We start from the raw sequence: 23,038 nt of genomic DNA, 5'->3' as shown, positions 1-23,038 counted from the left end.
CTTCCCGAGACGGTCGCCGAAAGCGGACCAATCAAGTCGCTCCGACCCGTCGGGAACGATAATGACAGACGACCCCTTCTCGCTCGCCGTTCCGGAGGGGTGGACCGTCGAGACCGACGTGGACACCGACGAGGCGAGCGCTAAGACCGTCTACGAGTCGCCCGACTCGGACCGGCGCGTCACCATCACCGAGTTCGCCCGGGGGCTGACGCTCTACTGGTGGGTCGACATCTTCGCCTTCGCCGACGGGGAGTGGCACCGCCGCGAGGTCGGCCTCGGCGACTCCTACCGCGACGCGGACGCCGTGAGCGACGCCGCACAGGACGCCCTCGACCGACTCGCGTCGTCGGGCGAGCGGGTCGAATCGATAGCCGACGACTGATTTATCACGGCCGCCGCACGACCAGCAAGCATGTATCTCGTCGCCTACGACGGCTCCGCGCTGGCGAACGCGGCGCTCGACAGGGCCGCGCAGTTCGCATCGGCAACCGGCCACGACGTGCTCGCGGTCGCCGTCGTCCCCGACGATTCGAAATACGCCGTCGAGGCGGGGTGGGTCCCCTCGAGAGAGGTGTTCGACCGGCAGACCGTCGTCGGCGAACTCCACAAAACCGCAGTCGACATCGCGCCGTCGGCGTCGTTTCAGGCAGTCACAGTCGGCCGGAACCCCGCTCCGGGGAACATCGTCGCGAAGCTCAAGTCAGTCGCGTCCGAGACGGACGCGAGCGTCGTCTTCGTCGGCAGCGAGAACGCGGGTCGCGTCGTCGTCCCGCTCGTCAGCGTCGGCGGGAACGTCGCCAGCGACGACTCCCACGACGTGCACATCGTCCGCCACGCGTCCCCGGAGATCCACAGACGGTTCCCGAAGTCGCATTTCTATCTCCCCTGAGTCACCGACCCGGCGTCCAGCGAACTCGCCCCGCGCACCACCGTTTCATGTGTCGCGGCCGCGAACGTCACGTATGCGAGATATCAGATACGTCTACACCGTCGGGACCGACCCCGAGACCGTCACCGAACGGCTTTCGAACGCCTCGTCGGGCGTGCTGTCGCTGGCCGACGGCGGGCGCTCCTACGCGATTCCCGCGCACGTCTCCTACGACGCCGAGGGGGGTCGACTCCTGTTCCGTCTGACCGACGACGGGCGAAGCGAGAAGTTCGCGTTCATCGAGGAGACCGAGGAGGCGACGTTCGTCTGTTACGAGGATGCGGGCAAAGACTCGTGGAGTATCATGGCCCGCGGGCCGATTCGCGTCCTCCCGGACGACGAGCGCCCCGACGCGACGACTATCAACGAACTGTTCGGCGGCGTCCGGGTGTTCGACGAGGAGGTCGACGACCTCGAGTTCCACCTCGTCGAACTCGAACTCGACGAGCTGACGGGCCGCGAAACAGCCAGATGAGCCGTCTCGCCGCCGAGGGACCGCTTGTATCGGTCGCCACCGTGGCGGCAGAACGACCCCTCTGCGACCGGGAGCCGGGTCAGTAGAATCCGACGACCGACTCGTCGGCGGCGAGCGACGTCGCCACCACTCGGTCGACGCGCGGGTGTTCACAGAGCCATCTGGCGATTTCTTCGGCCGTCTCTGCCAGTCGCTCGTCGTCGACCATGTTGAGCACCGGGACGACCCGAGCCGTCTCGGGCACGTCCTTCATCCCGCCGGCGTCGTTCGACAGCACGGCGGCCACGTCCCACTCGGATATCGGGTCGCCGACGGCCGTGCCCGACACGTCCGAGACGAGTTCCGGCCGGTGGACGCGTTCGTCGGAAAGCGGCTCGCCGACGACCCGGACGCTGGCGACCGGGCAGACGAGGTCCGCCGTGTCGGGGAGTTGCGGTTCGTCCTCGCCGGGCGCTTTCAGCCAGCGCGCCCGCGCCCCGTCGGCCTTGACGAGCACCACGTCGTCGGTGGCGCGCGCGACTCGGTCGACCGTCGCCGGGTCGTAGCCGCGGTAGCGGTCGGAGCGCTCGCGCTCCGCGACGACGCCGAGCGGGCGGGTCGGCGTCTCCGCGATGGCGGTCTCGGGGTCGTCCGTGACGATGACCTCGCCGACCTCGTCGTCGAAGATTGGGATGCGGACGGTGCTCGTGACCACGCCGTCGAGGTCGCGGGCGAGCCGGTAGAGAAGCGACTTCTTGCCACCCGCGCCGACGGCGCAGACGAGGTCGTCGGGGCCGATGCCGAGGGCGTCGGCGAGCGTCGGGGGCGATGTAGGCGACGCGAACGGCTCGTCAGTCACCGGCCGCCACCTCCGGTTCGACCGTCACGCGGACGGCGCTGTGTTTGTACTCGGGAATCTTCGCCACCGGGTCGAGCGCGTCTCCAGTCAACCGGTTCACCAACGGGTCGGCGTAGTGGAACGTGGCGAAGACGGTCCCGCGGCGGACCGCGGGCGTCACCTCGGCCGCGACCGTGACGCCGCCGCGGTCGTTTTCCACGCGGACGGCCGCGCCGTCTTCGATGCCGCGGGCGGCGGCGTCGTCGGGGTGAATCTGCAGGGAGTCCTCACCGCGCATCCGCATCAGCACGCCCGACCGCCGGGTGAGCGCGCCGCTGTTGAAGTGCTGGAGGACCCGCCCCGTGATGAGTGCGAGTTCGCCGTCGGCGACGGGGTCCGCCGGGTCGACGTGTTCGACCACCCGGAACGGGGCGGTCTTCGACCCGGATTCGAACGCGTCGGCGTGGAGAATCGCCGTCCCCTCGGTCGCGCCAACCGGGAACGGCCAGCGCTGGCTTCCCGTGCCGATGCCCTCGTACGACATGCCGGCGTAGATGGACGTCACCAGCCGGAGTTCGTCGAAGACGCCCTCGGGGGTCGCGGGCGCGTCGAGGCCGGCCACGCGGGCGGCGAACTCCCGGAGGATATCGAGGTCGGCGCGGGCGTCTCCCGGCGGCGCGACATTTCGGTTCATCCGGATGACCTGTCGGTCGGTGTTCGTCACCGTCCCCGACTTCTCGGCCCAGACGCTCCCGGGAAGCACCACGTCGGCGAACTCGGCCGTCTCGGTCGGGAACACGTCGTGGACGACGCAGAAGTCGAGCGCCTCGAACGCCTCGCGGACGCGGTTCGCGTTCGGCTCGGTCACGGCGGGGTTCTCGCCGAAGACGTAGGCCGCTCGCACCTCGTCGCCGAAGCGGTGGGTCGCTTCGACCTCCGTGAGTCCCGGCAGGGCGGGCGGTTCGAACCCCCACACGTCGGCGACGGCGGCGCGGGCGTCGTCGTCGGTGACGGGTCGATACCCCGGCAGGACGTTCGGAAGCGCGCCTACGTCGCCCGCGCCCTGCACGTTGTTCTGCCCGCGGAGCGGGTTGACGCCGGTGCCCGCCTTCCCGATGTTGCCGGTCAGGAGCGGGAGGTTGATGAGCGCCTGCACGTTGTCGGTGCCGTAGTGGTGTTGGCTCATCCCCATCCCGGTGAAGATGGCCGCGCGGCCGGCCTCGCCGTAGGCTCTCGCGGCGGCTCTGAGGTCGGCGGGGTCGACGCCGGCGCGCTCGGCTTCCGCGTCGATATCGAGCCCCGAGAGGTGCTCGCGGAGCGCCTCGAACCCCGTGGTCCGCTCGGCGACGAACGCCTCGTCGACTAACCTCTGCTCGACGACGACAGCGGCCATCGCGTTGAGAAGCGGGATATCGAATCCCGGCTTCACCGGGAGGTGGATGTCCGCCGCCTTCGTCGTCTGGTTCTCGCGGGGGTCGACGTGAATCATCGTCGTCCCCGACTTGAGCGCCGGGAGCAGATACGACCGGAAGATGACCGGATGCTGTTCGGCGGGGTTCGCGCCGGTCACGAGGAACACGTCGGCCTCCCCGAGGTCCGAAAGCGAGTTGGTCATCGCCCCCGCGCCGAAGCGGTCGCCCATCGCCGCCACCGTCGAGGCGTGACAGAGCCGCGCGCAGTTGTCGATGTTGTTCGTCCCGAGCGCCCGCGCCGCCTTCTGGAGCAGGTAGTTCTCCTCGTTCGTGCAGTTCGACGACGAGAAGAAGAACACCGAGTCGGGGCCGTGGTCGGCGACGACCCGGGAGAACTCGCGTTCGATGCGGTCGAACGCCTCGTCCCACGTCGCCTCGGCGAGCCGGCCGTTCACTCGCACCAGCGGGGTAGTCAGGCGCTCGTCGTGTTCGACCACGTCCCACGCCGCGGCCCCTTTGGGACAGAGTTCGCCCCGCGTGTTGACCGGCCCATTCCACCCGACGGCGCTCTCGCGGTCGGCGTCGTAGCGGATGCCGCAGCCGACGCCGCAGTACGGACAGACGCTCTCGTTCGGTTCCGCCGCCCGATTAGACACGCTGACACACCACACACATAGTCGAACGTGTGACCCGGACGATATTCATCGTACCGCCGACTGCGGCGGCGTGAAAATCGCCGGTGGACATACGTCCGCTCGTGTCGTTCGGTCGAAGCGTGCACGAGCAGGCAACCGCGCATCGGGAGTCAGAGGACGCGAGCGGACGCGAGGACGTCCCGTGGCACGCGCTCGAACGCGAGGCGGCGCTGGAGCGACTCGGGTCGAGCCGCGAGGGTCTCGACGCCGACGACGCGGCCCGCCGACTCACCGAGGAGGGGCCGAACGAACTCGCCGACGAGGAGGGCGTCTCGCCGCTTTCGCTCCTCGTCTCGCAGTTCACCGGGCCGCTCATCCTCCTGCTTTTCGTCGCGGCCGGGCTTTCGCTCGCCGTCGGCCTCCTGCCCGGCCGCGACCCGGGCTACACCGACGCCGCGCTCATCCTGCTCATCCTGCTCGGAAACGGGCTGTTCGGCTTCGTGCAGGACTATCGGGCCGAGCAGGCGCTCGCGGCGCTCCGGGAGATGGCGACGCCGGACGCGACGGTCCGACGCAACGGCTCGATTCGAGCGGTCCCCTCGACCGAGGTCGTCCCGGGCGACGTGGTCGTCCTCGAAGCGGGCGACGCCGTCCCCGCAGACGCCCGTATTCTCACGGCGGCCGACTGCCGGGCCGACGAATCGACGCTGACCGGCGAGAGCGTCCCGGTGGACAAGGCGGCCGAACCGGTGTCGGCCGACACGGCGCTTGCCGACCGGGGGAGCGTCCTCCACGCCGGGACCACCGTGGTCAGAGGCCGCGCCGAGGCCGTCGTCGTCGCCACCGCGATGGACACCGAACTGGGCGCCATCGCCGACCAACTGGGGCAGGCCCGCCAGCGGGAGACACCGTTCGAAATCGAGGTCGACCGCCTCGGCCGCCGCATCGGCGTCGGCATCGTCGCGCTCATCCTGCTCATCGCGGCGGTCCAGTTGTTCCTCACCGCGACCGACCCGGTGGTCGTCCTCCTCGTCGCCGTCACGCTCGCCGTCGCGGCCGTCCCCGAGGGGCTGCCGGCGGTCGTCACGCTCACCCTCGCGCTCGGGTCGCGGACGCTCATGGAGCGCAACGCGCTCGTCCGCAACCTCGCGGTCGTCGAGAGCCTCGGCGCGGTCGACTACATCGTCACCGACAAGACCGGCACGCTGACCGAAAACCGCATGACCGTCACCCGCGCGTGGCTTCCCGGCGACCGGACGGTCGAACTAGGCGGCGATTCGGAGTCGGCCGGGACGGCCTCCGGAGACGGCGGCGCGCCGACCGCGACCGACGCGGCGGCTGCGGCCGACTCAGCATCCGCGACTGCCACGGGTCCGAACCCCGGTCCGGACCCTGCGCTCGCGGCACTCCTGTCCTGCGGTGCTCGCTGTAACGACACCAAGGAACTCGACGACGGAGCCCACCGGGGCGACCCCACCGAGGTCGCGCTCGTGAACGCCGCCGCCGACGCGGGCCTCGACGGTTCGCGCGACCCCGACGACCGACTTCGCGAAGTTCCCTTCACTTCCGAGCGAAAGCGCATGTCGGTCGTCGTCGACGCGTTCGACGCGCCCGGCGACGGCCCCGTCGCGCTCGTGAAGGGCGCGCCCGAGGAAATCGTCGCGCGGTGCGACCGCGTCCTCGTCGACGGGGAACTCGAGTCGTTCGACGACGAGCGCCGCGAGCGCGTCGACGCGACCGTGGCCGCCTTCGCCGACGACGCCCTCCGCGTGCTCGGGTTCGCCTACGCGCCCGCGGCAGACCTCGACGCCGACGACGAGACGCTCGAATCGGGGCTCGTCTTCCTCGGGTTGCAGGGCATGACCGACCCGGCGCGAGCGGGCGTCGCCGAGGCGGTCGCCGACTGCCTCGACGCCGGGGTTCGGGTGACGATGGCGACCGGCGACACCCCGCGGACGGCCCGCGCCATCGCCCGCGAGGTCGGCATCGACGCCGACTCGGTCGTCACCGGAACCGAGGTGGCCGCCATGGACGACGCGGAACTCGGTCGGGTCGTCGAGGAGACGAACGTGTTCGCCCGCGTCTCCCCCGAGCACAAGGTCCGCATCCTCCGGGCGCTCCAGGACGCGGGCTACACGGTCGCGATGACCGGTGACGGCGTCAACGACGCGCCGGCGCTCGGCAACGCCGACGTGGGTATCGCCATGGGCGACCGCGGGACGCAGGTCGCACAGGGCGCGTCGGACGTGGTGCTCCGCGACGACAACTTCGTCACTATCCGCGACGCCATCGCGGAGGGCCGCGGCATCTTCGACAACATCCGCAAGTTCGTCAACTACCTGCTGTCGGCGAACGCCGGCGAGGTGTTCGTCGTCTTCCTCGGGACGCTCCTCGGAGCGGCGCTGTTCCCCGAGGTGTTCGCGGCCGAGTCGGCGCTCGTCATCACGCCCGTCGCGCTTCTGTGGCTCAACCTCGTCACCGACGGCTTCCCCGCGCTCGCGCTCGGCGCGGACCCCAAGTCGGACGACGTGATGCGCAGGCCGCCGCGCCCACGCGACGAGGGCGTCCTCGACCGCCGGACCGTCGCTTCGATTCTCGGCATCGGCGTCGCGCTCACCGCGGCCGGACTGGGCGTGTTCTTCTACGCGCTCTCTCGGTCCGACGACCTCGTCGTCGCCCAGACGGTGCTGTTTACGTTCCTCGTCACCGCCGAGTTGGTCCGCACGCAGTCGGTGCGGCTCCGCTACCGGCTGTCGCCGCTCTCGAACCCGTGGCTCCTCGGCGCGGTCGGGCTGTCGCTCGCGCTCCACCTCGTGTTGCTCTACACGCCGGTCGCGGACCTCTTCGGCGTCGTCCCGCTCGGGCTCACCGAGTGGGGCTGGGTCGCGGGGGCGTTCGTTCCGTTCCTCGCCGCGAACCTGTGGCTGGTGTGGCTCAACGACCGGCTGTTTGCCCCGTGAGCGACCCGAGCGCGCCCATGAGCCGGTCGCGGTAGAGGTAGCCGAGAACCGATGCACCGAGCAGCGCGCCGACGAAGACCGCGGTGAGTTCGGCGTTGCCGTCGGCGGCGGCCGCGCCAGCGAGGTTCACGAGCAGGAAGCCGGGGAGCCGACCCACCGCCGCGACGAGGACGACCCTGCGGACCGGGATGTCGGTGAGGCCGGCGGCGAAGCAGATGGCGTCGTCGGGGAGGCCGGGAACGAGGAAGACGAGAAAGAGGACGGCCAGCCCGTGGGTCTCCATCGCGTCGTCGAACACCGAGAGCGCGTCGGCGGTGACGACGCGTTCGACGTACGGGCGACCGAGAGACCGCGCGATTCCGACGGCGAGCGCCGTGCCGAGGACGATGCCGACCATGCTGTAGACCGTCCCCCAGAGCGCCCCGAACAGGTAGCCGCTGGCGAACCCGAGTGCCTGTCCGGGGATGGGCGCCACGAGGACCTGCGCGATCTGCACGCCGACGAACGCGAGGGGGGCGAGCGCGCCGAACCCGAGGAGCCACGTCCGCAGCGCGGTCGGGTTGGCGAGAAACGGAAAGCGGCCGACGAGCGTCGTGCCGGCGAACGCGACGACGGCGACGACGACGGCGGCGAGCGCGAGCGTCCGCCACCGGTCGCGCGGCGACTCGAACAGTTCGGGGACGGATAGCACGGATGGCCCCTCGCACGCCGCGGAGAAAAACCCGGCGCGGGAGCGTTTTTGTGTCGAGATGACGTAGGAATAATCGTGATGGATACGATTCTCGTCGCCGTCGACGGCTCGCCGCTGTCGAAGCGAGCGTTCGAACAGGCCCTCGCGCACGCCGATTCGACGGTCGTCGCCCTGCACGTCATCGACCCGACGGACCCCGGCTACAGCGCGCCGCTCGACGTGGATATCAGCACGGAACCGCTCCACGGCTCCGAGGAGTGGTACGAACGCGCCGACGAACTCGCGGCCGACATCTTCGACGAACTCGCGGCGCTGGCCGACGGGAGCGGCGTGGAACTCCGGACCGAGACCCTCCGCGGCGACCCCGCGCGGACTATCGTCGACTTCGCGCGCCGGGAGGGCGTCGACGCCGTCTACCTCGGCGGCCACGGCCGCGCCGGCGAGACGGACCTGCTGTTCGGCAGCGTCGCCGAGTTGGTCTCCGGCCGTGCGCCGATGAGCGTGATGGTCGTCCGCTGAGGGTCGCCACTCATGCCTCACGGCTCGTCTGCCAGTCCCGAGCGACGCACCTCACTCGTCGTCGTCAGCCGGCGGCACGCACAGCACCGGAACGTCAGAGAGCCTGACGACCCGCTCCGCGACGCTTCCGAGCAGGTATCGCTCCAGCCCGCTCGTCCCGTGGGTGCCCATCACCACGAGGTCGATGCCGCGTTCCTCACCGTAGTCGACGATTGTCTCGTGCGGCAGGCCGACCCGAATCTCCGTCTCGACGGGCACGTCGCGGTCGGCCGCCAAGTCGGCGACGACGCCGACGGCCGCCTCCCCGCGCGTCCGGGAATCGCCGTCGTCGACGGGCGCGTCCGCGTGTCCGGTCCGAACGTCGACGACGTAGAGGACGTGGAGCGCGGCCCCGTAGGTCGCCGCGAGGTCGACCGCGTACTCGGCGGCGCGGACCGCGTGGTCGCTGCCGTCGGTCGGGACGAGGATGTGGTCGAACATGTCGTCACAGACGCGCGCCGAGCGAATAAACCCGAACCCGGTCGCCCGGGCTTCGGCCTCCGGTCACCTCACAGCCGACCGCAGCCCCGCCACCACCGTCTCGATTCCCGGCCACCGGGAAGGAAGAGCCCGCCTTATGTCCGGAGCGAGCGTATCGTAATCTGGGTGGTGAGGAGCATGCAGACCGACCAACAACGGAGGGTAGAACTGTGGATTCGTCCGATTCGGGACGGCCTCGGCGAGGAACACCAGACGCTGGTGGTCCGACTCGAACGGCTCGCGGACGAGGGGCTCGTCGACGACGTGTGCGTCCGGACGTGGGGCCGCGAGGTGGATGTCGAGTCCGATACCGCGCCGACGAAACGAGACGCGGTCGTCCGCGAGCGACTCGCCGAGTGTCGGTTGTGGGCGCGAACGGAAGGGGTCGCGCTCCCGACGCTCGGCGAGCGGGCGACGGTCGGGTCGGGCCGGATGGGTCCCGAACACGACGCGGTCGTCCTTCCGCCGACGCTGGGCATCGTCTTCCGCGACGACGAAATCGAGGCCGTCTATCCGCACGAGCGAGACGATGGGACTCGAACGCTCGCCGACTGGGTCGAGACCGCCGAGTCGTTCCTCGGTATCGATCGCGAGCACGTCGAGGTGTAAACGGGGACGAGTCGCCGACTCGTGGCTACGAAAACAACGCCACCCGGTCGAGACGGTCAATTTTCGAACGATGCGTTCCGCGAGAAACGTCGCCATCGACGGACGCGATTCCGGCGGCGTACACCCGAATCACTCGCCCCGGGACTTGGTACCGAAAGTGGGCCCGGGCAAGGCCCAACTGTGTCAGAGGCACCCCACTCGAACGACGACTGTCGTCGAGAGTGTGGGCGAATCATCGTTTCCTCGCCAGTCATCTATACTTGGTCCCTGATACATCAGGGTCGTATATACGTCCGCGGCGAAGCGTCACCCTTACTCGGAGCCGTGTAGTGGTGGGGGTATGAACGTCCCCTGCGTCCGCGTGCCCCGCGAGTCCGGCGAGGCGGCGCGCCGGCGCCTCGCCGACGCCGGCCTGCTCGACCACGACCACGAGATTACCGTCGCCGAGGGGACCCTCTACATTCCCGTCGTCGACGCCGACGCCGTTCCCGACGACCTGACGGTCGTCGACTACGAGCCACCCGCCCGCGAGACGCAGACCACGCCCGCCGACCTGCTCGGCTTCGAACCCTCGTACGAGCGACTCGGCGACATCGTCATCCTCGACGAGGACGACCCCGACCGCGCCCGCGACATCGCCGACGCCATCGTCGCCTCGGACCTCAAGGCCGAGACAGTCGTCAACCGCGCCTCGAAGGTCAAAGGCGAGCTCCGCGTCCGCGACTGGGACGTGCTCGTCGGCGACTCGACCGAGACGGTCCACCGCGAGTACGGCCACGAGTTCCGGCTCGACATCGACACCGTCTACTTCTCGCCTCGACTGGCGACCGAGCGCCACCGGGTCGTCGAGGCGATTCGCGAGGGCGAGCACGTGTTCGACATGTTCGCCGGCGTCGGCCCCTTCGCGGTCCCCGCCGCCGCCGCGGGTGCGGAAGTCGTCGCCTGCGACCTCAACGAGGCGGCTGTCGAATACCTCCGCGAGAACGCCGAGCGAAACGACGTGGCCGACCGACTCACCGCGATTCACGGCGACGTGCGCGAGGTCGCCGCCGACTACGAGGGCTGGGCCGACCGACTCATCATGAACCTCCCGCACAGCGCCAGCGACTTCCTCGACACGGCGGTCCGCCTCGCGAGCGACGAGTGCGTGATTCACCTCTACGACATCCAACACGAGGACGACCCGTTCGGACCGGGACTGGCCGCCGTCCGCGCCGCCGCCGAGTCGACGTACGAGGTCGAGGTCGTAAACGAGCACGTCGTCCGGTCGTACGCCCCCCACGAGTACAACGTCTGTCTCGACGTTCGCCTGACGAAGCGGACGTGAGCGGGCTGGTGCCGAACGGCAGACACCGGGTTGATTCGCAAGTCTTAATTACGTAACCGGGGTACGGAAGAATGCGTTCGAAAGCCCACCGCGCCGGTGTAGCTCAGCTGGCAGAGCGATTCCTTCGTAAGGAATAGGCCGAGGGTTCAAATCCCTCCACCGGCTCTTTCTGCCGAACTCAAAACCCAGAGATGTTGGTTCACCTCGCAGCCGCCGCGTCAGAATCACGCGCCCACCTCTGAGTAGGTGTGGGCGCTCCGAAAAGGGGGGGGTCGACTAACGGGGGGGTCGACTAACCCGTTCGAGTAGTCGCCGTGCGAACGGCGGTTAGCCCGCGTCGAAACGTCCTCGTTCTCGAACTCGAACCGGACCCAACCGGACCCGGGCGCGTCGAGACCCGAACGCGTCTTCTCGCCCGGTTCCGACCAGTAGGCAACCACTACACCGACGGTCGCGGCGGACGGCGGGGCGTCGCAGGGACGGCCTAAAATCCGATGTGTGACGTCGAACTCGGAATATCGTCGTCGTCCTCGTCATCCTCGTCGTCCTCGTCGTTGCGGGCCGCGCCCTCGTAGAGATAGGTATACTCGTCGTCAATCAGGAAGACGCCGCCGTCGGCGACCGTGACATCCACCTCGGGGAGACTGGTACCGGCCGCCTCGCCGTTTTCGCACGCGCCGGAACAGGCGTCGAACATCGACCCGTGTTTCGGGCAGACAATCTCGCCGTCGCGCATCGCCGCGCCGGTCCCGCGGTCGAACCGCTGGTTCTCGTGGGTGCACGTGTTCGGCCACGCTTCGATGCCCGGCCCGTCGTCGCATCGGACGAGGATGAGCTCTTTCGTCCGCGAATACGCGTCCTCCGCGGTGAACAGGTACGACCCGTTTTCGGGGACGTCGTCTACGGCCGCGACTCGGGTTCCATCGACCATCGAACACAGCTATCGGCCGGGTCGAAAAGTAGCTATCGGCGACGCTGGGGGTGAGTAACGAGACCGGAACCGGCCCCGCCGATTACGCCGACGTGAACCGGTCCCAAACTACCCGACAGTCACTACAGAGGAACCCGGTGAACTCGTCTACCGCGTGTCTCCGAACCGTCGTATCTCGTCCGCACCGTTCACACCACATACCCACTCGTTCGAGGGAATGTCGTATTGTTATGAATCTCATATCCGCTGACTCGACACTCGGCGGGACTGGGGTGCGGAATGTAGGTCAGCGGTCCCCGTCGAGGTTCACACCGCAGACGCCCGCTTCGTCGCCCATCTTCTCCACGCCGGGTGCGAACCGGCCCAACTCCCACGTAGGGTCGTGTCCGGTCGCCGCGCGGTGTGCTTCGATTCTGAGACGCGCGTCGGCGAGCTTCGAGAAGTGTTCTTCGAGGCCGCACGTCGGACAGGAGACCGTGGCACGAGGTGTCGACATCAGTCGAACGAAACGCGGCAGTCGAGAAAGTTCCGTCGGGTTCGGCGCCGAGGCCCAAAGAACGGTCGCTGGTGCGCGGTCGTCAGCCCATGACGAGACTCATCCACCGGTTACGCCGCACGAACTCCATGTTCTCGAGGTAGGCGTCGACGCCGAGGATGCGACCCGCGCCGAACGCACCGAGGCCGAACAGCAACACCGCGTAGACGATGTGGTCGTCGACGACCCAACCGTGAGCCAGCGGCAGTCCGGCGAGGATGCCGCCTTCGAGCGCCGCCGCCCAGTAGAACAGCATCATAATTGCGCCCCAGAAGGCGCTAAATCGGACGAACGCGCCGAGGATAAGCGCCAACCCCGCGAGCGTCAAGCCCCACATGTTCAGCATGTCGATGAGCGGGCTCCCCGCCATCGAGCCCCACAGCCCCATCAGGGGGTTTCCCTCGGGGATCGCGTTGGCGAGGTAGCCCGCCGCGGTCCAGTTGTTCGAGGGGTCCGCATCGAGGTACGTCACGAGCTTCGTGATGCCGCCTTGGAACAACGTCCACCCCATCACCACTCTGAGGAGGAACAGCGAGTAACCGACCCACCGCTCCGAGTAGTCGAACCGCACCGCTCGTCCGAACATCTCCGTCTCTAGTGTACGACTATCGGTTGACATACAGAGGTAACATTTTCCGCCAAACTACAATAGTGTGTTGGGTAATCTCACACGATGAGTATCGGCCGTCTCGCCGGAGGTCACGCCGCTTATCACCGCCCGCGACAGAACACGGACATGCTCACTTTCATCGGCCTCGGTCTGTACGACGAGCGCTCCATCACCGTCGAAGGGCGGGAGGCGCTCGCGGACGCCGACCGCGCCTTCGCGGAGTTCTACACGAGCCACCTCGTCGGCGCGACCGTCGAGGAACTCGAAGCCTACCACGACATCGACATTGAGGTCCGCGACCGCGCCGGCGTCGAACAGGACCCCGAGCCGATACTCGACGCCGCGGAGGACGAATACGTCGCGTTCCTCACCGCCGGCGACACGATGATTTCGACCACGCACGTCGACCTGCGCCTCCGGGCCGAAGAACGCGGTATCGAGACGCGACTCGTCCACGGCGTGACCGCCCAGTCCGCCGCCAGCGGCCTGACTGGACTCCAGAACTACCGCTTCGGGAAGGCCGTGACGCTCCCGTTCCCGTACGTTCACGGCGGCGACCCGGTTCCGAAGAGCGTCGTCGACTCGCTCGAAGCGAACCGCGAACTCGGCTTGCACACGCTGGTCTACCTCGACATCAAGGTCGACTGGGAGGGTCGTCGCGGCGTCGAGGTCGACGGCGACCAGTACATGACCGCGGACTACGCCGCCGAACTCTTCGCCGAGCACTGGGACGGCGACGCCCTCGGCGTGGCCGTCTGCCGGGCCGGGAGTCCGGACCCCGTCGTCGCCGCGGACCGGTTGTCGGCGCTCGCCGAGCGCGACTTCGGCGAACCGCTGCACATGCTCGTCATCCCCGGCGAGGTCCATCACGTCGAATCCGATGCGCTCTCGGCGCTCGGCGGTGCGCCCGAGGAGCTGTTCGACGACGAAAACTGAACCGAGACGAAAATCGAACAAACGAGAACGAAACTGGGGCTACGTCCGCACGGAGCCGACTACGCCCGGCCGTCGAGGCCCAACTCAGTTCTGAGGTCGTACTCCTCGCCGGTCACCATGTAGAGCACGTCTTCGATGACGGTGAGGAGTTCCGGCACCTCTTGGACGACGAGATACGTGATGCCGACGAGCGCGACGACCGCGAGCGCCTGGCTGATGATGCGGTCGGAGATGAAAAACGACACCATGTAGGGGTCGGACGAGCCGAAGAGGAACAGAACCTCGTCGACGAACCACTGGAAGTACTGCTTGCCGACCGAGATGGTGATGAACGTCGTCCGAAGCAGGTTCAGCGCGTAGATGATGGGGACGGCGATTGCGAGTCCGCGGAGCTTCCGGCGCATCGGGGCGTCGACGGCGGCGATGAGGCCGGCGAAGATGGCGATGCTGCCGAGACCGGTACAGGCGAGGACGACCGAGATTTCGATTCGGTGAGAGCCCTGCATCCACAGGAACGTGTTCAGGTACCCCTCGTCACCGGGAATCATCTGGGGTGTGTAGCCCAGCGACTCGATGAGGAAGCGCGTCTGCGCCGCGACGGACTCCATGAGGACGCCGCGGGGAGCGGGGACGGTCGTCCCGAACAGCGTCAGCGCGGGAATCGTCTCGAAGGGGAGGTAGACCACGCCCATGGCGGCGACGGCCCGCGAGAGAACGAACAGCGTGTCGCGGCCGTTGTAGAGGAGCCACCCGGCGTAGAGCGACGCCGGGACGGCCGCGATGGTCAACAGCCCCTCGATGTAGCTCTTGTGAACGAGCGTGAAATGCGGGATGAGTTGGAGCCAGAAGACCGCAAACAACACCCACGCTGCGGTCATCACCCGCCGTCCGAGCTCGCGGTCCCGCCCGTTGGCGACCGCGCCGGCGACGAAGGTACCGATGACCAGCCACGCGAGGACGTCGGAGAGGAGACCGGGCATACGTGTTCGATGCGGTGGAGCGAATAAATCCCTTGTCGTTCCGGGCGTCGAATCCACGCGACCGTTGGGTCGACCCGAACGCGCAGCGCCGCCGCTGTGCGGGCGGTCGATAAAGAAGTGTTGAGGGGACCGGGACAAAGCCCGGTGGTGGATTAGCGGTCGTTAGTTGTCGCGGCGGACTGCGAGGAGTGCCGCGGCGACGAGGGCGACGAGGGCGACAACGACACCGAAGCCAGGCGTGCTGGACTCGGTGGTCTCCTCGGTCGCTTCCTCAGTCGGCTCTTCGGTCGCGGTTGCCGTTTCCGTGGGCTCCTCGGTCGACTCTTCGGTGGTGGTCGTTTCCGTGGATTCCTCGGTGGTGGTCGTTTCCGCGGCCGTCGTCGTCTCCATGGCTTCGCCGACGATACCGTCAGCGGTCGCGTCAGCGGCCGTGCCGGAGTCGACGGAAGCCGTCACTTCGAACGTGTCGTTGAGGTTCTGCTCCGAGAAGTCGAACGCGGAGGAGAACGTGCCGTCGGCCTGCACGTACACCGAAGCGGTCTTCAGGAAGCGCGGCTGGGTGTCGCCGTCGGAGGTCACGCGGATGGTGAGCTCCGTACCGGGGGCGACAGTGGCCGTGCCCGAGAGGGACTGCTCGGCGGCGTTACCGACTGCGAACTCGTCCTGGTCCAGTTCGAGTTCGGGGGTGACGACTTCGAACTCGTCGGAGGCCGACTCGTCGTCTTCGGCGAGGTCACCGTCTTCGAGGACGGTGAACGTCGCGTTGAACGCGTCGTCGTCCTCGACTTCGTAGAGCGTCGAGGTGTTGTCGTAGTAGTCCGTGCGCGAAGCAGAGACGTCGTCGAGGTCGTAGACGATGAAGTACGTGTCGTTGTCACCGTCAGCGATGATCGTGGCGCTCGAGCTGTTGATACCCAGAACCTTCGCGTCGCGGTTCGGGCCGGGGTTCGTCTGCTCGACCGTGAGGTTGAACTGCGTGCCCGAGAGGGCGTCGAAGTTCGACGCGTCGAATGCGCCTTCGAGGCCCGTCGCGGAGACCTGCGTGACGACGACGTCGCCGTTAGCAAGCGAGTCCGTCTGCGTCAGGTTCTCGTTCTCGATGGCGTCGTAGACGTCTTCGGTCTCGGTGAGGTCAGCGCCCGTGGGCGCCGTCCAAGTGGCGACACTGTCGGTGCTGCGGTCTTCGAGGACGAGCGTCGCGACGTTGTCCGCGTCGCCGCCGGTGGCGACCTCGAGGTCGTAATCGCCGGCGTCGAGGGTCTCACCGCTCGGGATATCCGTGGTGATGTCCTCGACCGTGTACTCGTCGTCGCTGTCGTCAACGTCGAACGAGGAGGTCTTCTTCGGTGCGTAGCTGTTGAACAGAAGGACGACCTCACCGTCGTCGTTGTCGTCTTCGACGGTGACGTTCGCGCTGTAACCGAGACTGTAGTCACCGATGGTGACCGTTCCGGTGTCCGTGCCGTCGAGCGTGACGGTGATTTCGGCAACGTCGCCGACCTGTTCGTTGATGACGGACGACGCGAAGTCACCCGTGGAGTCCTTGGCCTTCGAGACGGTGACCGTGTCGGACTCGAGCGTGACGCCCGTGAAGGCGTCAGTCGCCTCAATCGTGTACTCGCCAGCGTCGACCGAGCTCAGGTTGAAGTCAGCTTCACCCTGGCCGTTGAGCGTGACGGTGGTTTCGGTGTCCTCGACCTCGTCGCCGTCGTCGTCAAGTGCGACGACGTCGACGGTGCGGTCGCCCGCGTTGGCCGAGACGGAGCCTTCGATACCGTCCTTGGTCGTGATGTTGAGGTCGTCGACGGTGAGTTCGAGACCGAGGTCGCGAACGTCAACCTGCGCCTTCTGGGCGCCGCCGACCGTGAACTGGTACGTGTCGAGGGTCTTGCCGTCCGTGTCGAAGACGAAGACCTGACTGTTGGGGCCAGTGGAACCGGAGAACTGGTAGTTGTTGTCGTCGTCAGCGCCTTCGACTTCGACGTCGGTGTCCACCGCGCTCGCGACGAGCGCGACGTTGGAGCCCTGGTAGGCCGTGTTGTTGGACTCGTTTGCGACGTAGACCGGAGCGAAGGTGACGTCCTCAGTCGCGGTGGCCGTGTTACCGGAGGAGTCGGTCACGTCGTACGTGACTTCGAGGTCGTCGGTGTAAACCTGGCTGAGGGTGACGTTGACTTGGCCGCTGGAGACGGAAACGGACTGCGAGAGGTTGGTCTCGCCGTCCGTGACGTTCATCTCGTTGACCGTGACGTCCTCGTCGAAGGCGACTTCGACCTTCGGCGTGCCATCGTCGAAGTGGATGGCGGAGCTGAAGTCAGCAGGGTTGGCGGCAACGACGTCGAGCGTGTCGTAAGCCTCCTGCTGGGTGGTACCGGCGGTCAGGCTAGCGCTCTCTGCGGCGGAGACGTTGTACTCACCGGCGGAGACGCTCTCAGGAATCGAGAGTGAGAGGGTTGCCGGGGAGCCCGCGGTATCCGTGGTGTTTGGTTCCGAGGCGTTGTAATAGCCATCGTCGTTCAGATCGAGCCATACGTGAACATCGTTCGTTCCGCCGGAATTAACCGTAACATCGACGGTCGCAGACGGGCCTTTGTCGACGGTATCAGGAGATACCGTTGCCGACGTAGCCGCTGCGGCGGCAGTGCCCGTGAACGCGATGGACCCGGCAAAGACCGAGAAAACCATCAGCGCAGCGAGCAGAACCGCGCGAACTTGTTTGTTTGCTGTCATTGTTGTAGATGAGTCTATAAGCGGCGAAGCAGCTTTTTCCCGTACGCCCGTGGGTAGGTCGGGCGGGGGGATTACTCGCTGATTTTCACCTTGGGTAGGGGTACGAAAGCGACTCTCCGGAGATTGGATAAATACTTTGTGGAATGTCTCTCCACGGAGAGCATCGAGACTCGAGTACTGTTCAGCGAATAAACAGAAACGACGACGTGTTAGAAGTTCTATCTGTTATTCCGGTGACTCGAAATCGGCCGGGATGACTTCGATTTCGTGGCCGTCGGGGTCCTTCGTGAACGCGAACATGTCGTCGCAGGACTCGGGGTCGCGGTAGTCCTCGGCTTCGCGCTCCATGAGCGTCTCCCAGTAGTCGTGGAGGTCGTCGGCGCTGACGGCGAGGTGGCCCCACGCGTCGCCCATCTCGTAGCTCCGGCCGTCGTAGTTGTAGGTGAGTTCGACGGCCATCGCCTCTTCGGCCGCGCCCTCGGGCTTCATGAAGTAGTTCGCGAAGGTGTCGGACTCCCAACGACCGGTGTGTTCGTAGCCGAACTTTCGGGTCCAAAATCCGAGCGCCTCGTCGGCGTCCTCGACGCGAATCATCGTGTGGTCGAGGCTCCACTTCGCGCCGTGATCGCGCTTGACGATTTCGACCTCGTGACCGTCGGGGTCCTTGACGAACGCGTAGCGGCCGCCGCAGGACTCGGGGTCGCGGTAGTCCTCGACACCCTCGTCCATGAGCTGCTGGTAGGAGGATTCGAGTTCGTCCTCGGGGACTCGGACCGCGATGTGGCCCCACGCGTCGCCCATCTCGTAGGTGTGGTCGCCGTGGTTGTAGGTGAGTTCGAGGACCGCGCCCTCCTCGTGGAGGTCCTCGGGGCCGAGGTAGACGTTAGTGAACGTGTCGGCCTCCCAGCGACCCTTCTCCTCGTAGCCGAGGTGGGTCGTGTACCAGTCGAGCGACTCCTCGAGGTCTTCGACGCGAATCATCACGTGGTCGAGGGTTCCGGACATACCCGAGTGATGTGTCGCGCCGGCGAAAAACGTACCGAACGCGGAACCCACCGTCGATGGTTGCCACACGCCGTCTACCGGAACTTTCGGTCCGTTACGTGGTGCATAAGTACCCCCCGAAGTTACGATTCAGCAGTGTTTCCGGTCCCCAATCCCGTTCGCCTCCTCATCCTCGGCATCGGGCTGGCGCTCGCCCGACTCGGTCTCCTCGACCGCGAGCGCGCAGTCCGCATCGCCGACCTCTCGTGGCCCCGCGTCGTCACCGGCATCGCCCGGATGTCGAAGAACGCCGTCGACGTGGCGATGGTGGGTATCGCCTCCGGGACCGTCGCCATCACCGGCGTCGGCTTCGCCGGACCGTACTGGGGGCTCGCCTTCGCACTCGGCGGCGGTATCGCTGGGGGGACCATCGCGCTCGTCTCCCAGCGCTTCGGCGCGGACGCGATAGACGAGTTAGGACTCGCGGTACGGTCGAGCGCGCTCTTGACCGTCGTCGCCACGCTCCCCGTCACGGCCGTCTTCTGGCTGTTTCCCACCGAACTCATCTCCGTGCTGAGCAGCAACCAAGGAGCCATCGAACTCGGGGCGGCGTACCTCCGAATCGTCGGCCTCGGCGTCCCCTTCGCCGGCCTGAACCTCATCGGGAGTCGCGTCCTCGTCGGCAGCGACGATGCCTACACCGCGATGACGCTCCGCGCGAGCGGCGCGGTCATCAACATCGTCCTCAACGCGGTGCTCATCTTCGGCCTCGACATGGGCGTTGAGGGCGCGGCCCTCGGGACCGTCCTCTCGAACGTCGTCGTCGCCGGCGCGTTCGCAGTCGGCCTGTCTCGCGGGTCGCTTCCCGGCGTCGGCGCGTTTCCCGTCACCATCGACCCCTTCGGGTCGTTCGTCGACCCCCGGACGCTCGTCGACCTCGTCAAAATCGGTCTGCCCGTGATGGGTCGCGGGCTCGTCTGGACGGTCGCCGAGTTCCCGATGCTCGCCATCCTCGACAGCTTCGGGCCGGACGTGGTGGCGGCGTTCGTCATCGCCCGCCGCATCTGGGGACTGATGAACACCCCCGGTTGGGGCTTCGGACTGGCGTCGTCGAGCCTCGTCGGGCAGGCGCTCGGCAAGGACGACGAGCAGACCGCCGAGGCTTACGGCAACGAAGTCATTCGGTTCGCCGTCGCCACGTACATCGTTTCGGCGGCCCTCGTGGCGATATTCGCCCGACCCATCGTCCTCGGGTTCGTGGACGACCCGACGGACCCGGCGATTCCCATCGCCATCAACCTCGTCTACGTCGCCTGTATCGCAGTCATCTTACAGGGCGTCTCCGGCGGGTCCGCGGGTCCGCTCGACGCCAGCGGCGACACCCGCTGGACGTTCGGCAGCCAGTTCGTCGGGATGTTCTTCGGGTCGATTCCGCTCACCTACATCGGCTCCGTCACTTCGCTGGGGCTCGTCGGACTTTATCTGGCGTTCATCGCCGAGACGACGATTCCAGCGGCGCTGAACTACTACCGCTTCAAGACGGGGACGTGGAAGGCCGTCAGCCGAAACTACCGGCCCAAGACGGCCGCGGACGACTGAAGCGGCGTCACCGTGGGTCGCGCCCGTTCGCGCGTGACCAATATATGAACCCCGCCACGGCCCACAGGAGAACGGTACCGACCGGCCACGCGGTCCGACCCGGTTGGACCGAAAACCCGCGGGCGACCTCTAACTGAGTCACACCGGCGAGCGCGAGCCCGGCCGCGGTGAGTCGAACGTCCTCGCGGCCGAACAGGACGCCCGAGAGCGCGCTTCCGAGCGCGACGGCGTAGCAGACGACGCCGACCGGCCACACGAGGATGTAGTCCGGAAGCCCCATCGTAAAACGCAGGAAGAAGTCGGTAATGGTCGTCACGCTCCCGGTGGACGGGCCGACGAGCCCCCACGGGAACAGGAGCGTGAGGGACCCGGTCGTGAACGTCTGGACGGACCACGGAACGAGACCGAGGACGAAGACGAGGAGTAGCTGGAATCGGCGGCGCGCGGGCGACCGCGGAGCCGACCGGGCCGCCGGGTCGGTCGTCACCGCTGGGCGATGATGCGGAGCACGTCCTCGTCGGCGAGGACGTGGTCGCGGCCGACCTGCTGGTCGTCGTGTTTCGCGCTCGGACCGGAGACGCGGGCGAACCGGAACCGCTCGTCGAGTTTGGCTCCGAGTTCGTGGATGGCGTCGTCGATGGTGTCGCCCTCGCGGAGGACGAGCGGTTCGTCGTAGTCGACACCGCGGCCGGGCTTGTCCATGTAGATGCGGATGAGCCCGAGGGCGTCCCAGATTTCCTCTTTCAGCGCGTCGAGACCCTTCTCGGCCTCGGCGCTGATGAACGTGACCTCGTCGGGGTCGAGGCCGATCTCGCGGAGGTTCTCCTCGACCGTCGGGAGGTAGTCCTTGTCGATGAGGTCGGCCTTGTTGACGGCGACGATAGACGGCAGGTAGACCCGGTTTTTCATGATGCCGTCGACGAGTTCGTCGATGGTCGTCTCGCCGCGGAGGGTCACCTCGGCGTTGACGAAGCCGTGCTCGCGGAGGATGCCCTTGATCGTCTCCTCTTCGAGGTCGACGCTATCGCTTTTTGTCACGTTGATGCCGCCTTTACCCTTCTTGTTGATAGAGAGGTTCGGCGGGGACGTGTCGAGCCGAATTTTGTTGTTGTAGAGTTCGTGTTTCAGCCGCTCGTAGCGCTCTATCTCGAACACCGAGAGCATGAACACGACGAGGTCGGCGGTGCGGACGACCGAAAGGACTTCCTTGCCGCCGCCGCGACCGCCAGCGGCCCCCTCGATAAGGCCCGGCACGTCGAGTATCTGGATGTTCGCGCCCTTGTACTTCAGCATCCCCGGATTCACGTTGAGCGTCGTGAACTCGTACTCGCCCGTCTCGCTGTCGGCGTTGGTGAGGGCGTTGATGAGCGTCGATTTGCCGACGCTGGGGAAGCCGACGAGCGCGACCGTCGCGTCGCCGGTCTTCTCGACGGCGTACCCTTGGCCGCCGCCGGCCGAACTCTGGTTTTCGAGTTTCTCTTTCAGTTCCGCGAGTTTCGCCTTCAGCCGACCGATGTGCGCCTCGGTCGACTTGTTGTACGGCGTGTTAGATATCTCCTCGCGGATATCTTCGATCTCCTCCTCCAGTCCCATCGTCAACAGTTCCGCCGCGTCCGTCGAAAAACCCTTTCCTTCCGCGCGGCGGATTTCGACGCGCCGACGCGTCGAGTATCGTGGTAGTCTCGCGTGCGCGAACAGACAAGTATCGGCACGGTTATACACGACCCCTTCGACCGCCCGATGAACACCGATGCCCGACCCTCGGACGCTCCGCGATAGCACGCAAATCGTGCTCCCGTGCGACCTCTTGGAGAGCGTGCGCGACGACCTCGAAGCGGAGTTCATCGTCTCCGTCCACCGAAAAGACGGCGGCACGTGCCGAATCATCGGGAGCCCGGTCGAGATTCGTGCGGTCAGCGACTTTCTCGCGCGACAGGGCATCTCCCTCCGCTAGTCTCGGTTCCGAAGGGCTTGTTACCACACAGTCCAACGGACGGGTATGGACGAAGCGCCGGGACTTTCCGACCAGTACCGCACGGCCAGTCCGTGGCCCGTGTTCATCGCGCTCGGGATACCCATCTCCGAGTTGGGTCTGTTGTTTGGCCTGTTTCCACTCGCCGTCGGCGGCCTGCTCCTGTTCGGCGGGAGCGTCGTCGGCATCCTCAAGGAGTCCGGCTACGTCACCTCGACGATTCGCGCAGTCACCGCGCTTGCGGTCATCTTCCTCGCGTTCGGCGCGGGACTCGCGTTCACCGACCTCGCCCTCGTCACCCGCGGCTACGCGGTCATCGCGGCCGCGATTCTGCTGGTGGTCGGCGGCGTCGTCTTCGAACTGTTCGTCCGCGAGCAGCGACAGACCTTCTGACCGCCGCGGACACCCACGCGACCGTCCCAGCCCACACCCCCGACCGGACGAGAAACCAACAATCTATTTGAACGGCGTCCCCGAGTGTCTCGATATGGCAACCAAGACGTTCGACAAGGAGACCATCCTCGACCTCACGGTCAACATGGTTCCGCTGGCCATCATCCTGTTTTTCGTGGTGGCTTTCACCTTCGTCAATCCGTTTGGGTTCGAATCGCTCGCCTCGGGGCTCCAGTACACGCTTCTCATCGCGCCGTTCGTGCTCCTCGCCGCGCTCACCTATCTCTCGGGGAAGGCCATCGCGGGCTCCGAGAAGGAAGGCACCGTTTACGCGCCCGGACAAGCGACCGTTCCCGGCGCGAAGCCGCTTCACGAAAAGGAGGGCGAAGAGACGGCCGAACTCGAAGAATCGACGGATGACGACGCCGTCGAAGCCGCGGACGAGACGGCTTAAAGCACCTCGAATCGCAGGGCGG

24 protein-coding genes and 1 tRNA gene are annotated in these 23,038 nt (G+C 66.9%); 13 read left to right on the top strand and 12 right to left on the bottom strand.

The window, feature by feature from the left end; genetic code table 11:
• The first annotated feature begins 61 nt into the window (after positions 1 to 61).
• The 3 genes from C5B91_RS03145 (at position 62) to C5B91_RS03135 (ending at position 1,403) form a co-directional block, all read left to right on the top strand.
• Positions 62 to 382: a hypothetical protein gene (locus tag C5B91_RS03145; RefSeq protein WP_008092439.1), complete on the top strand. Its 321-nt coding sequence runs from the start codon at positions 62 to 64 to the stop codon at positions 380 to 382.
• A gap of 30 nt (positions 383 to 412) precedes the next feature.
• Positions 413 to 889, top strand: coding sequence for a universal stress protein (locus tag C5B91_RS03140; protein WP_008092438.1), 477 nt, complete (start codon positions 413 to 415; stop codon positions 887 to 889).
• Between the two features lie 73 nt (positions 890 to 962).
• Complete coding sequence (locus tag C5B91_RS03135) at positions 963 to 1,403, top strand: pyridoxamine 5'-phosphate oxidase family protein (protein WP_049968259.1); 441 nt, start codon at positions 963 to 965, stop codon at positions 1,401 to 1,403.
• A gap of 79 nt (positions 1,404 to 1,482) precedes the next feature.
• Here the strand turns inward: C5B91_RS03135 and yqeC are convergent, their stop codons facing one another.
• Positions 1,483 to 2,241 (bottom strand): selenium cofactor biosynthesis protein YqeC, encoded by a 759-nt coding sequence (gene yqeC, locus C5B91_RS03130; RefSeq protein ID WP_115819081.1) that lies wholly within the window; start codon positions 2,239 to 2,241, stop codon positions 1,483 to 1,485.
• The gene (gene fdhF / locus C5B91_RS03125) at positions 2,234 to 4,288 is read right to left on the bottom strand and encodes a formate dehydrogenase subunit alpha (protein WP_115819080.1); all 2,055 of its coding nucleotides are present in this window, start codon (positions 4,286 to 4,288) and stop codon (positions 2,234 to 2,236) included. Before fdhF ends, yqeC begins: the two co-directional genes overlap by 8 nt.
• An 83-nt stretch (positions 4,289 to 4,371) precedes the next feature.
• Between fdhF and C5B91_RS03120 the strand changes: the two genes are divergently transcribed.
• On the top strand, positions 4,372 to 7,227 hold the full coding sequence (locus C5B91_RS03120; protein WP_049968257.1) for a cation-transporting P-type ATPase: 2,856 nt from the start codon (positions 4,372 to 4,374) through the stop codon (positions 7,225 to 7,227).
• Here the strand turns inward: C5B91_RS03120 and C5B91_RS03115 are convergent.
• Positions 7,202 to 7,918, bottom strand: a complete 717-nt coding sequence (locus C5B91_RS03115) for a TVP38/TMEM64 family protein (RefSeq protein WP_049968256.1) — start codon at positions 7,916 to 7,918, stop codon at positions 7,202 to 7,204. The two genes, C5B91_RS03120 and C5B91_RS03115, sit on opposite strands and share 26 nt — an antisense overlap.
• Before the next feature lie 78 nt (positions 7,919 to 7,996).
• Between C5B91_RS03115 and C5B91_RS03110 the strand changes: the two genes are divergently transcribed.
• On the top strand, positions 7,997 to 8,437 hold the full coding sequence (locus C5B91_RS03110) for a universal stress protein (RefSeq protein ID WP_004972377.1): 441 nt from the start codon (positions 7,997 to 7,999) through the stop codon (positions 8,435 to 8,437).
• A 51-nt stretch (positions 8,438 to 8,488) separates the two neighbouring features.
• On the opposite strand, the gene C5B91_RS03105 is transcribed toward C5B91_RS03110, so the two are convergent.
• Positions 8,489 to 8,917, bottom strand: coding sequence for a universal stress protein (locus tag C5B91_RS03105; protein WP_004972379.1), 429 nt, complete (start codon positions 8,915 to 8,917; stop codon positions 8,489 to 8,491).
• Between the two features lie 177 nt (positions 8,918 to 9,094).
• Here C5B91_RS03105 and C5B91_RS03100 point away from each other — a divergent pair, with 177 nt between their 5' ends.
• The 3 genes from C5B91_RS03100 to C5B91_RS03090 all read left to right on the top strand — a co-directional run bounded on the left by C5B91_RS03100 (position 9,095) and on the right by C5B91_RS03090 (position 11,057).
• Positions 9,095 to 9,565: an HTH domain-containing protein gene (locus tag C5B91_RS03100; protein ID WP_115819079.1), complete on the top strand. Its 471-nt coding sequence runs from the start codon at positions 9,095 to 9,097 to the stop codon at positions 9,563 to 9,565.
• 340 nt (positions 9,566 to 9,905) lie between these two features.
• Positions 9,906 to 10,892 carry a class I SAM-dependent methyltransferase family protein gene (locus tag C5B91_RS03095; protein ID WP_115819078.1) on the top strand — a complete coding sequence of 329 codons (987 nt, stop codon included), beginning with the start codon at positions 9,906 to 9,908 and terminating at the stop codon, positions 10,890 to 10,892.
• 92 nt (positions 10,893 to 10,984) lie between these two features.
• Positions 10,985 to 11,057 (top strand) — tRNA-Thr (locus tag C5B91_RS03090).
• 319 nt (positions 11,058 to 11,376) lie between these two features.
• Here C5B91_RS03090 and C5B91_RS03085 read toward each other — a convergent pair.
• The 3 genes from C5B91_RS03085 to C5B91_RS03075 form a co-directional block, all read right to left on the bottom strand.
• Entirely contained in the window at positions 11,377 to 11,823 is a 447-nt protein-coding gene (locus C5B91_RS03085) for a Rieske (2Fe-2S) protein (RefSeq protein WP_115819077.1), read from the bottom strand.
• A gap of 286 nt (positions 11,824 to 12,109) precedes the next feature.
• The gene (locus tag C5B91_RS03080) at positions 12,110 to 12,319 is read right to left on the bottom strand and encodes a hypothetical protein (RefSeq protein ID WP_008092424.1); all 210 of its coding nucleotides are present in this window, start codon (positions 12,317 to 12,319) and stop codon (positions 12,110 to 12,112) included.
• Between the two features lie 82 nt (positions 12,320 to 12,401).
• A complete protein-coding gene (locus C5B91_RS03075) occupies positions 12,402 to 12,944 on the bottom strand; it encodes a DoxX family protein (protein ID WP_115819076.1) in 543 nt (180 codons plus the stop codon).
• 150 nt (positions 12,945 to 13,094) lie between these two features.
• Here C5B91_RS03075 and dph5 point away from each other — a divergent pair, with 150 nt between their 5' ends.
• Positions 13,095 to 13,904, top strand: a complete 810-nt coding sequence (dph5, locus tag C5B91_RS03070) for a diphthine synthase (protein ID WP_008092420.1) — start codon at positions 13,095 to 13,097, stop codon at positions 13,902 to 13,904.
• Positions 13,905 to 13,963: 59 nt separating this feature from the next.
• On the opposite strand, the gene artA is transcribed toward dph5, so the two are convergent.
• From artA to C5B91_RS03055, 3 genes are all read right to left on the bottom strand, one after another.
• Positions 13,964 to 14,884 carry an archaeosortase A gene (gene artA, locus C5B91_RS03065; protein WP_008092419.1) on the bottom strand — a complete coding sequence of 307 codons (921 nt, stop codon included), beginning with the start codon at positions 14,882 to 14,884 and terminating at the stop codon, positions 13,964 to 13,966.
• A gap of 162 nt (positions 14,885 to 15,046) precedes the next feature.
• A complete protein-coding gene (locus tag C5B91_RS03060; RefSeq protein ID WP_049913383.1) occupies positions 15,047 to 17,614 on the bottom strand; it encodes an ArtA-dependent S-layer glycoprotein in 2,568 nt (855 codons plus the stop codon).
• A 225-nt stretch (positions 17,615 to 17,839) separates the two neighbouring features.
• Positions 17,840 to 18,619 carry a VOC family protein gene (locus C5B91_RS03055; protein WP_049904940.1) on the bottom strand — a complete coding sequence of 260 codons (780 nt, stop codon included), beginning with the start codon at positions 18,617 to 18,619 and terminating at the stop codon, positions 17,840 to 17,842.
• A 135-nt stretch (positions 18,620 to 18,754) separates the two neighbouring features.
• Here C5B91_RS03055 and C5B91_RS03050 point away from each other — a divergent pair, with 135 nt between their 5' ends.
• Entirely contained in the window at positions 18,755 to 20,197 is a 1,443-nt protein-coding gene (locus C5B91_RS03050) for an MATE family efflux transporter (protein ID WP_115819075.1), read from the top strand.
• Between the two features lie 7 nt (positions 20,198 to 20,204).
• Here C5B91_RS03050 and C5B91_RS03045 read toward each other — a convergent pair whose 3' ends face one another.
• Together C5B91_RS03045 and C5B91_RS03040 are read right to left on the bottom strand one after the other, a co-directional pair.
• Positions 20,205 to 20,684, bottom strand: coding sequence for a TIGR04206 family protein (locus C5B91_RS03045; RefSeq protein ID WP_115819074.1), 480 nt, complete (start codon positions 20,682 to 20,684; stop codon positions 20,205 to 20,207).
• On the bottom strand, positions 20,681 to 21,790 hold the full coding sequence (locus tag C5B91_RS03040) for a GTP-binding protein (protein ID WP_004972516.1): 1,110 nt from the start codon (positions 21,788 to 21,790) through the stop codon (positions 20,681 to 20,683). The genes C5B91_RS03045 and C5B91_RS03040 overlap by 4 nt, the downstream gene beginning before the upstream one ends.
• 157 nt (positions 21,791 to 21,947) lie before the next feature.
• Between C5B91_RS03040 and C5B91_RS03035 the strand changes: the two genes are divergently transcribed.
• The 3 genes from C5B91_RS03035 to C5B91_RS03025 all read left to right on the top strand — a co-directional run bounded on the left by C5B91_RS03035 (position 21,948) and on the right by C5B91_RS03025 (position 23,016).
• On the top strand, positions 21,948 to 22,151 hold the full coding sequence (locus tag C5B91_RS03035) for a hypothetical protein (RefSeq protein WP_008092415.1): 204 nt from the start codon (positions 21,948 to 21,950) through the stop codon (positions 22,149 to 22,151).
• Between the two features lie 45 nt (positions 22,152 to 22,196).
• Positions 22,197 to 22,562 carry a cox cluster protein gene (locus tag C5B91_RS03030; RefSeq protein WP_115819073.1) on the top strand — a complete coding sequence of 122 codons (366 nt, stop codon included), beginning with the start codon at positions 22,197 to 22,199 and terminating at the stop codon, positions 22,560 to 22,562.
• A gap of 94 nt (positions 22,563 to 22,656) precedes the next feature.
• Positions 22,657 to 23,016: a DUF6684 family protein gene (locus C5B91_RS03025; RefSeq protein ID WP_049968207.1), complete on the top strand. Its 360-nt coding sequence runs from the start codon at positions 22,657 to 22,659 to the stop codon at positions 23,014 to 23,016.
• Positions 23,017 to 23,038 lie beyond the last annotated feature (22 nt).

The sequence above is a fragment of the Haloferax sp. Atlit-10N genome, assembly GCF_003586325.1.
GTDB lineage: Archaea > Halobacteriota > Halobacteria > Halobacteriales > Haloferacaceae > Haloferax > Haloferax prahovense.
The sequence above is the reverse complement of the archived record's forward strand: the minus strand, read 5'-3'. Positions and strand labels throughout refer to the sequence as shown.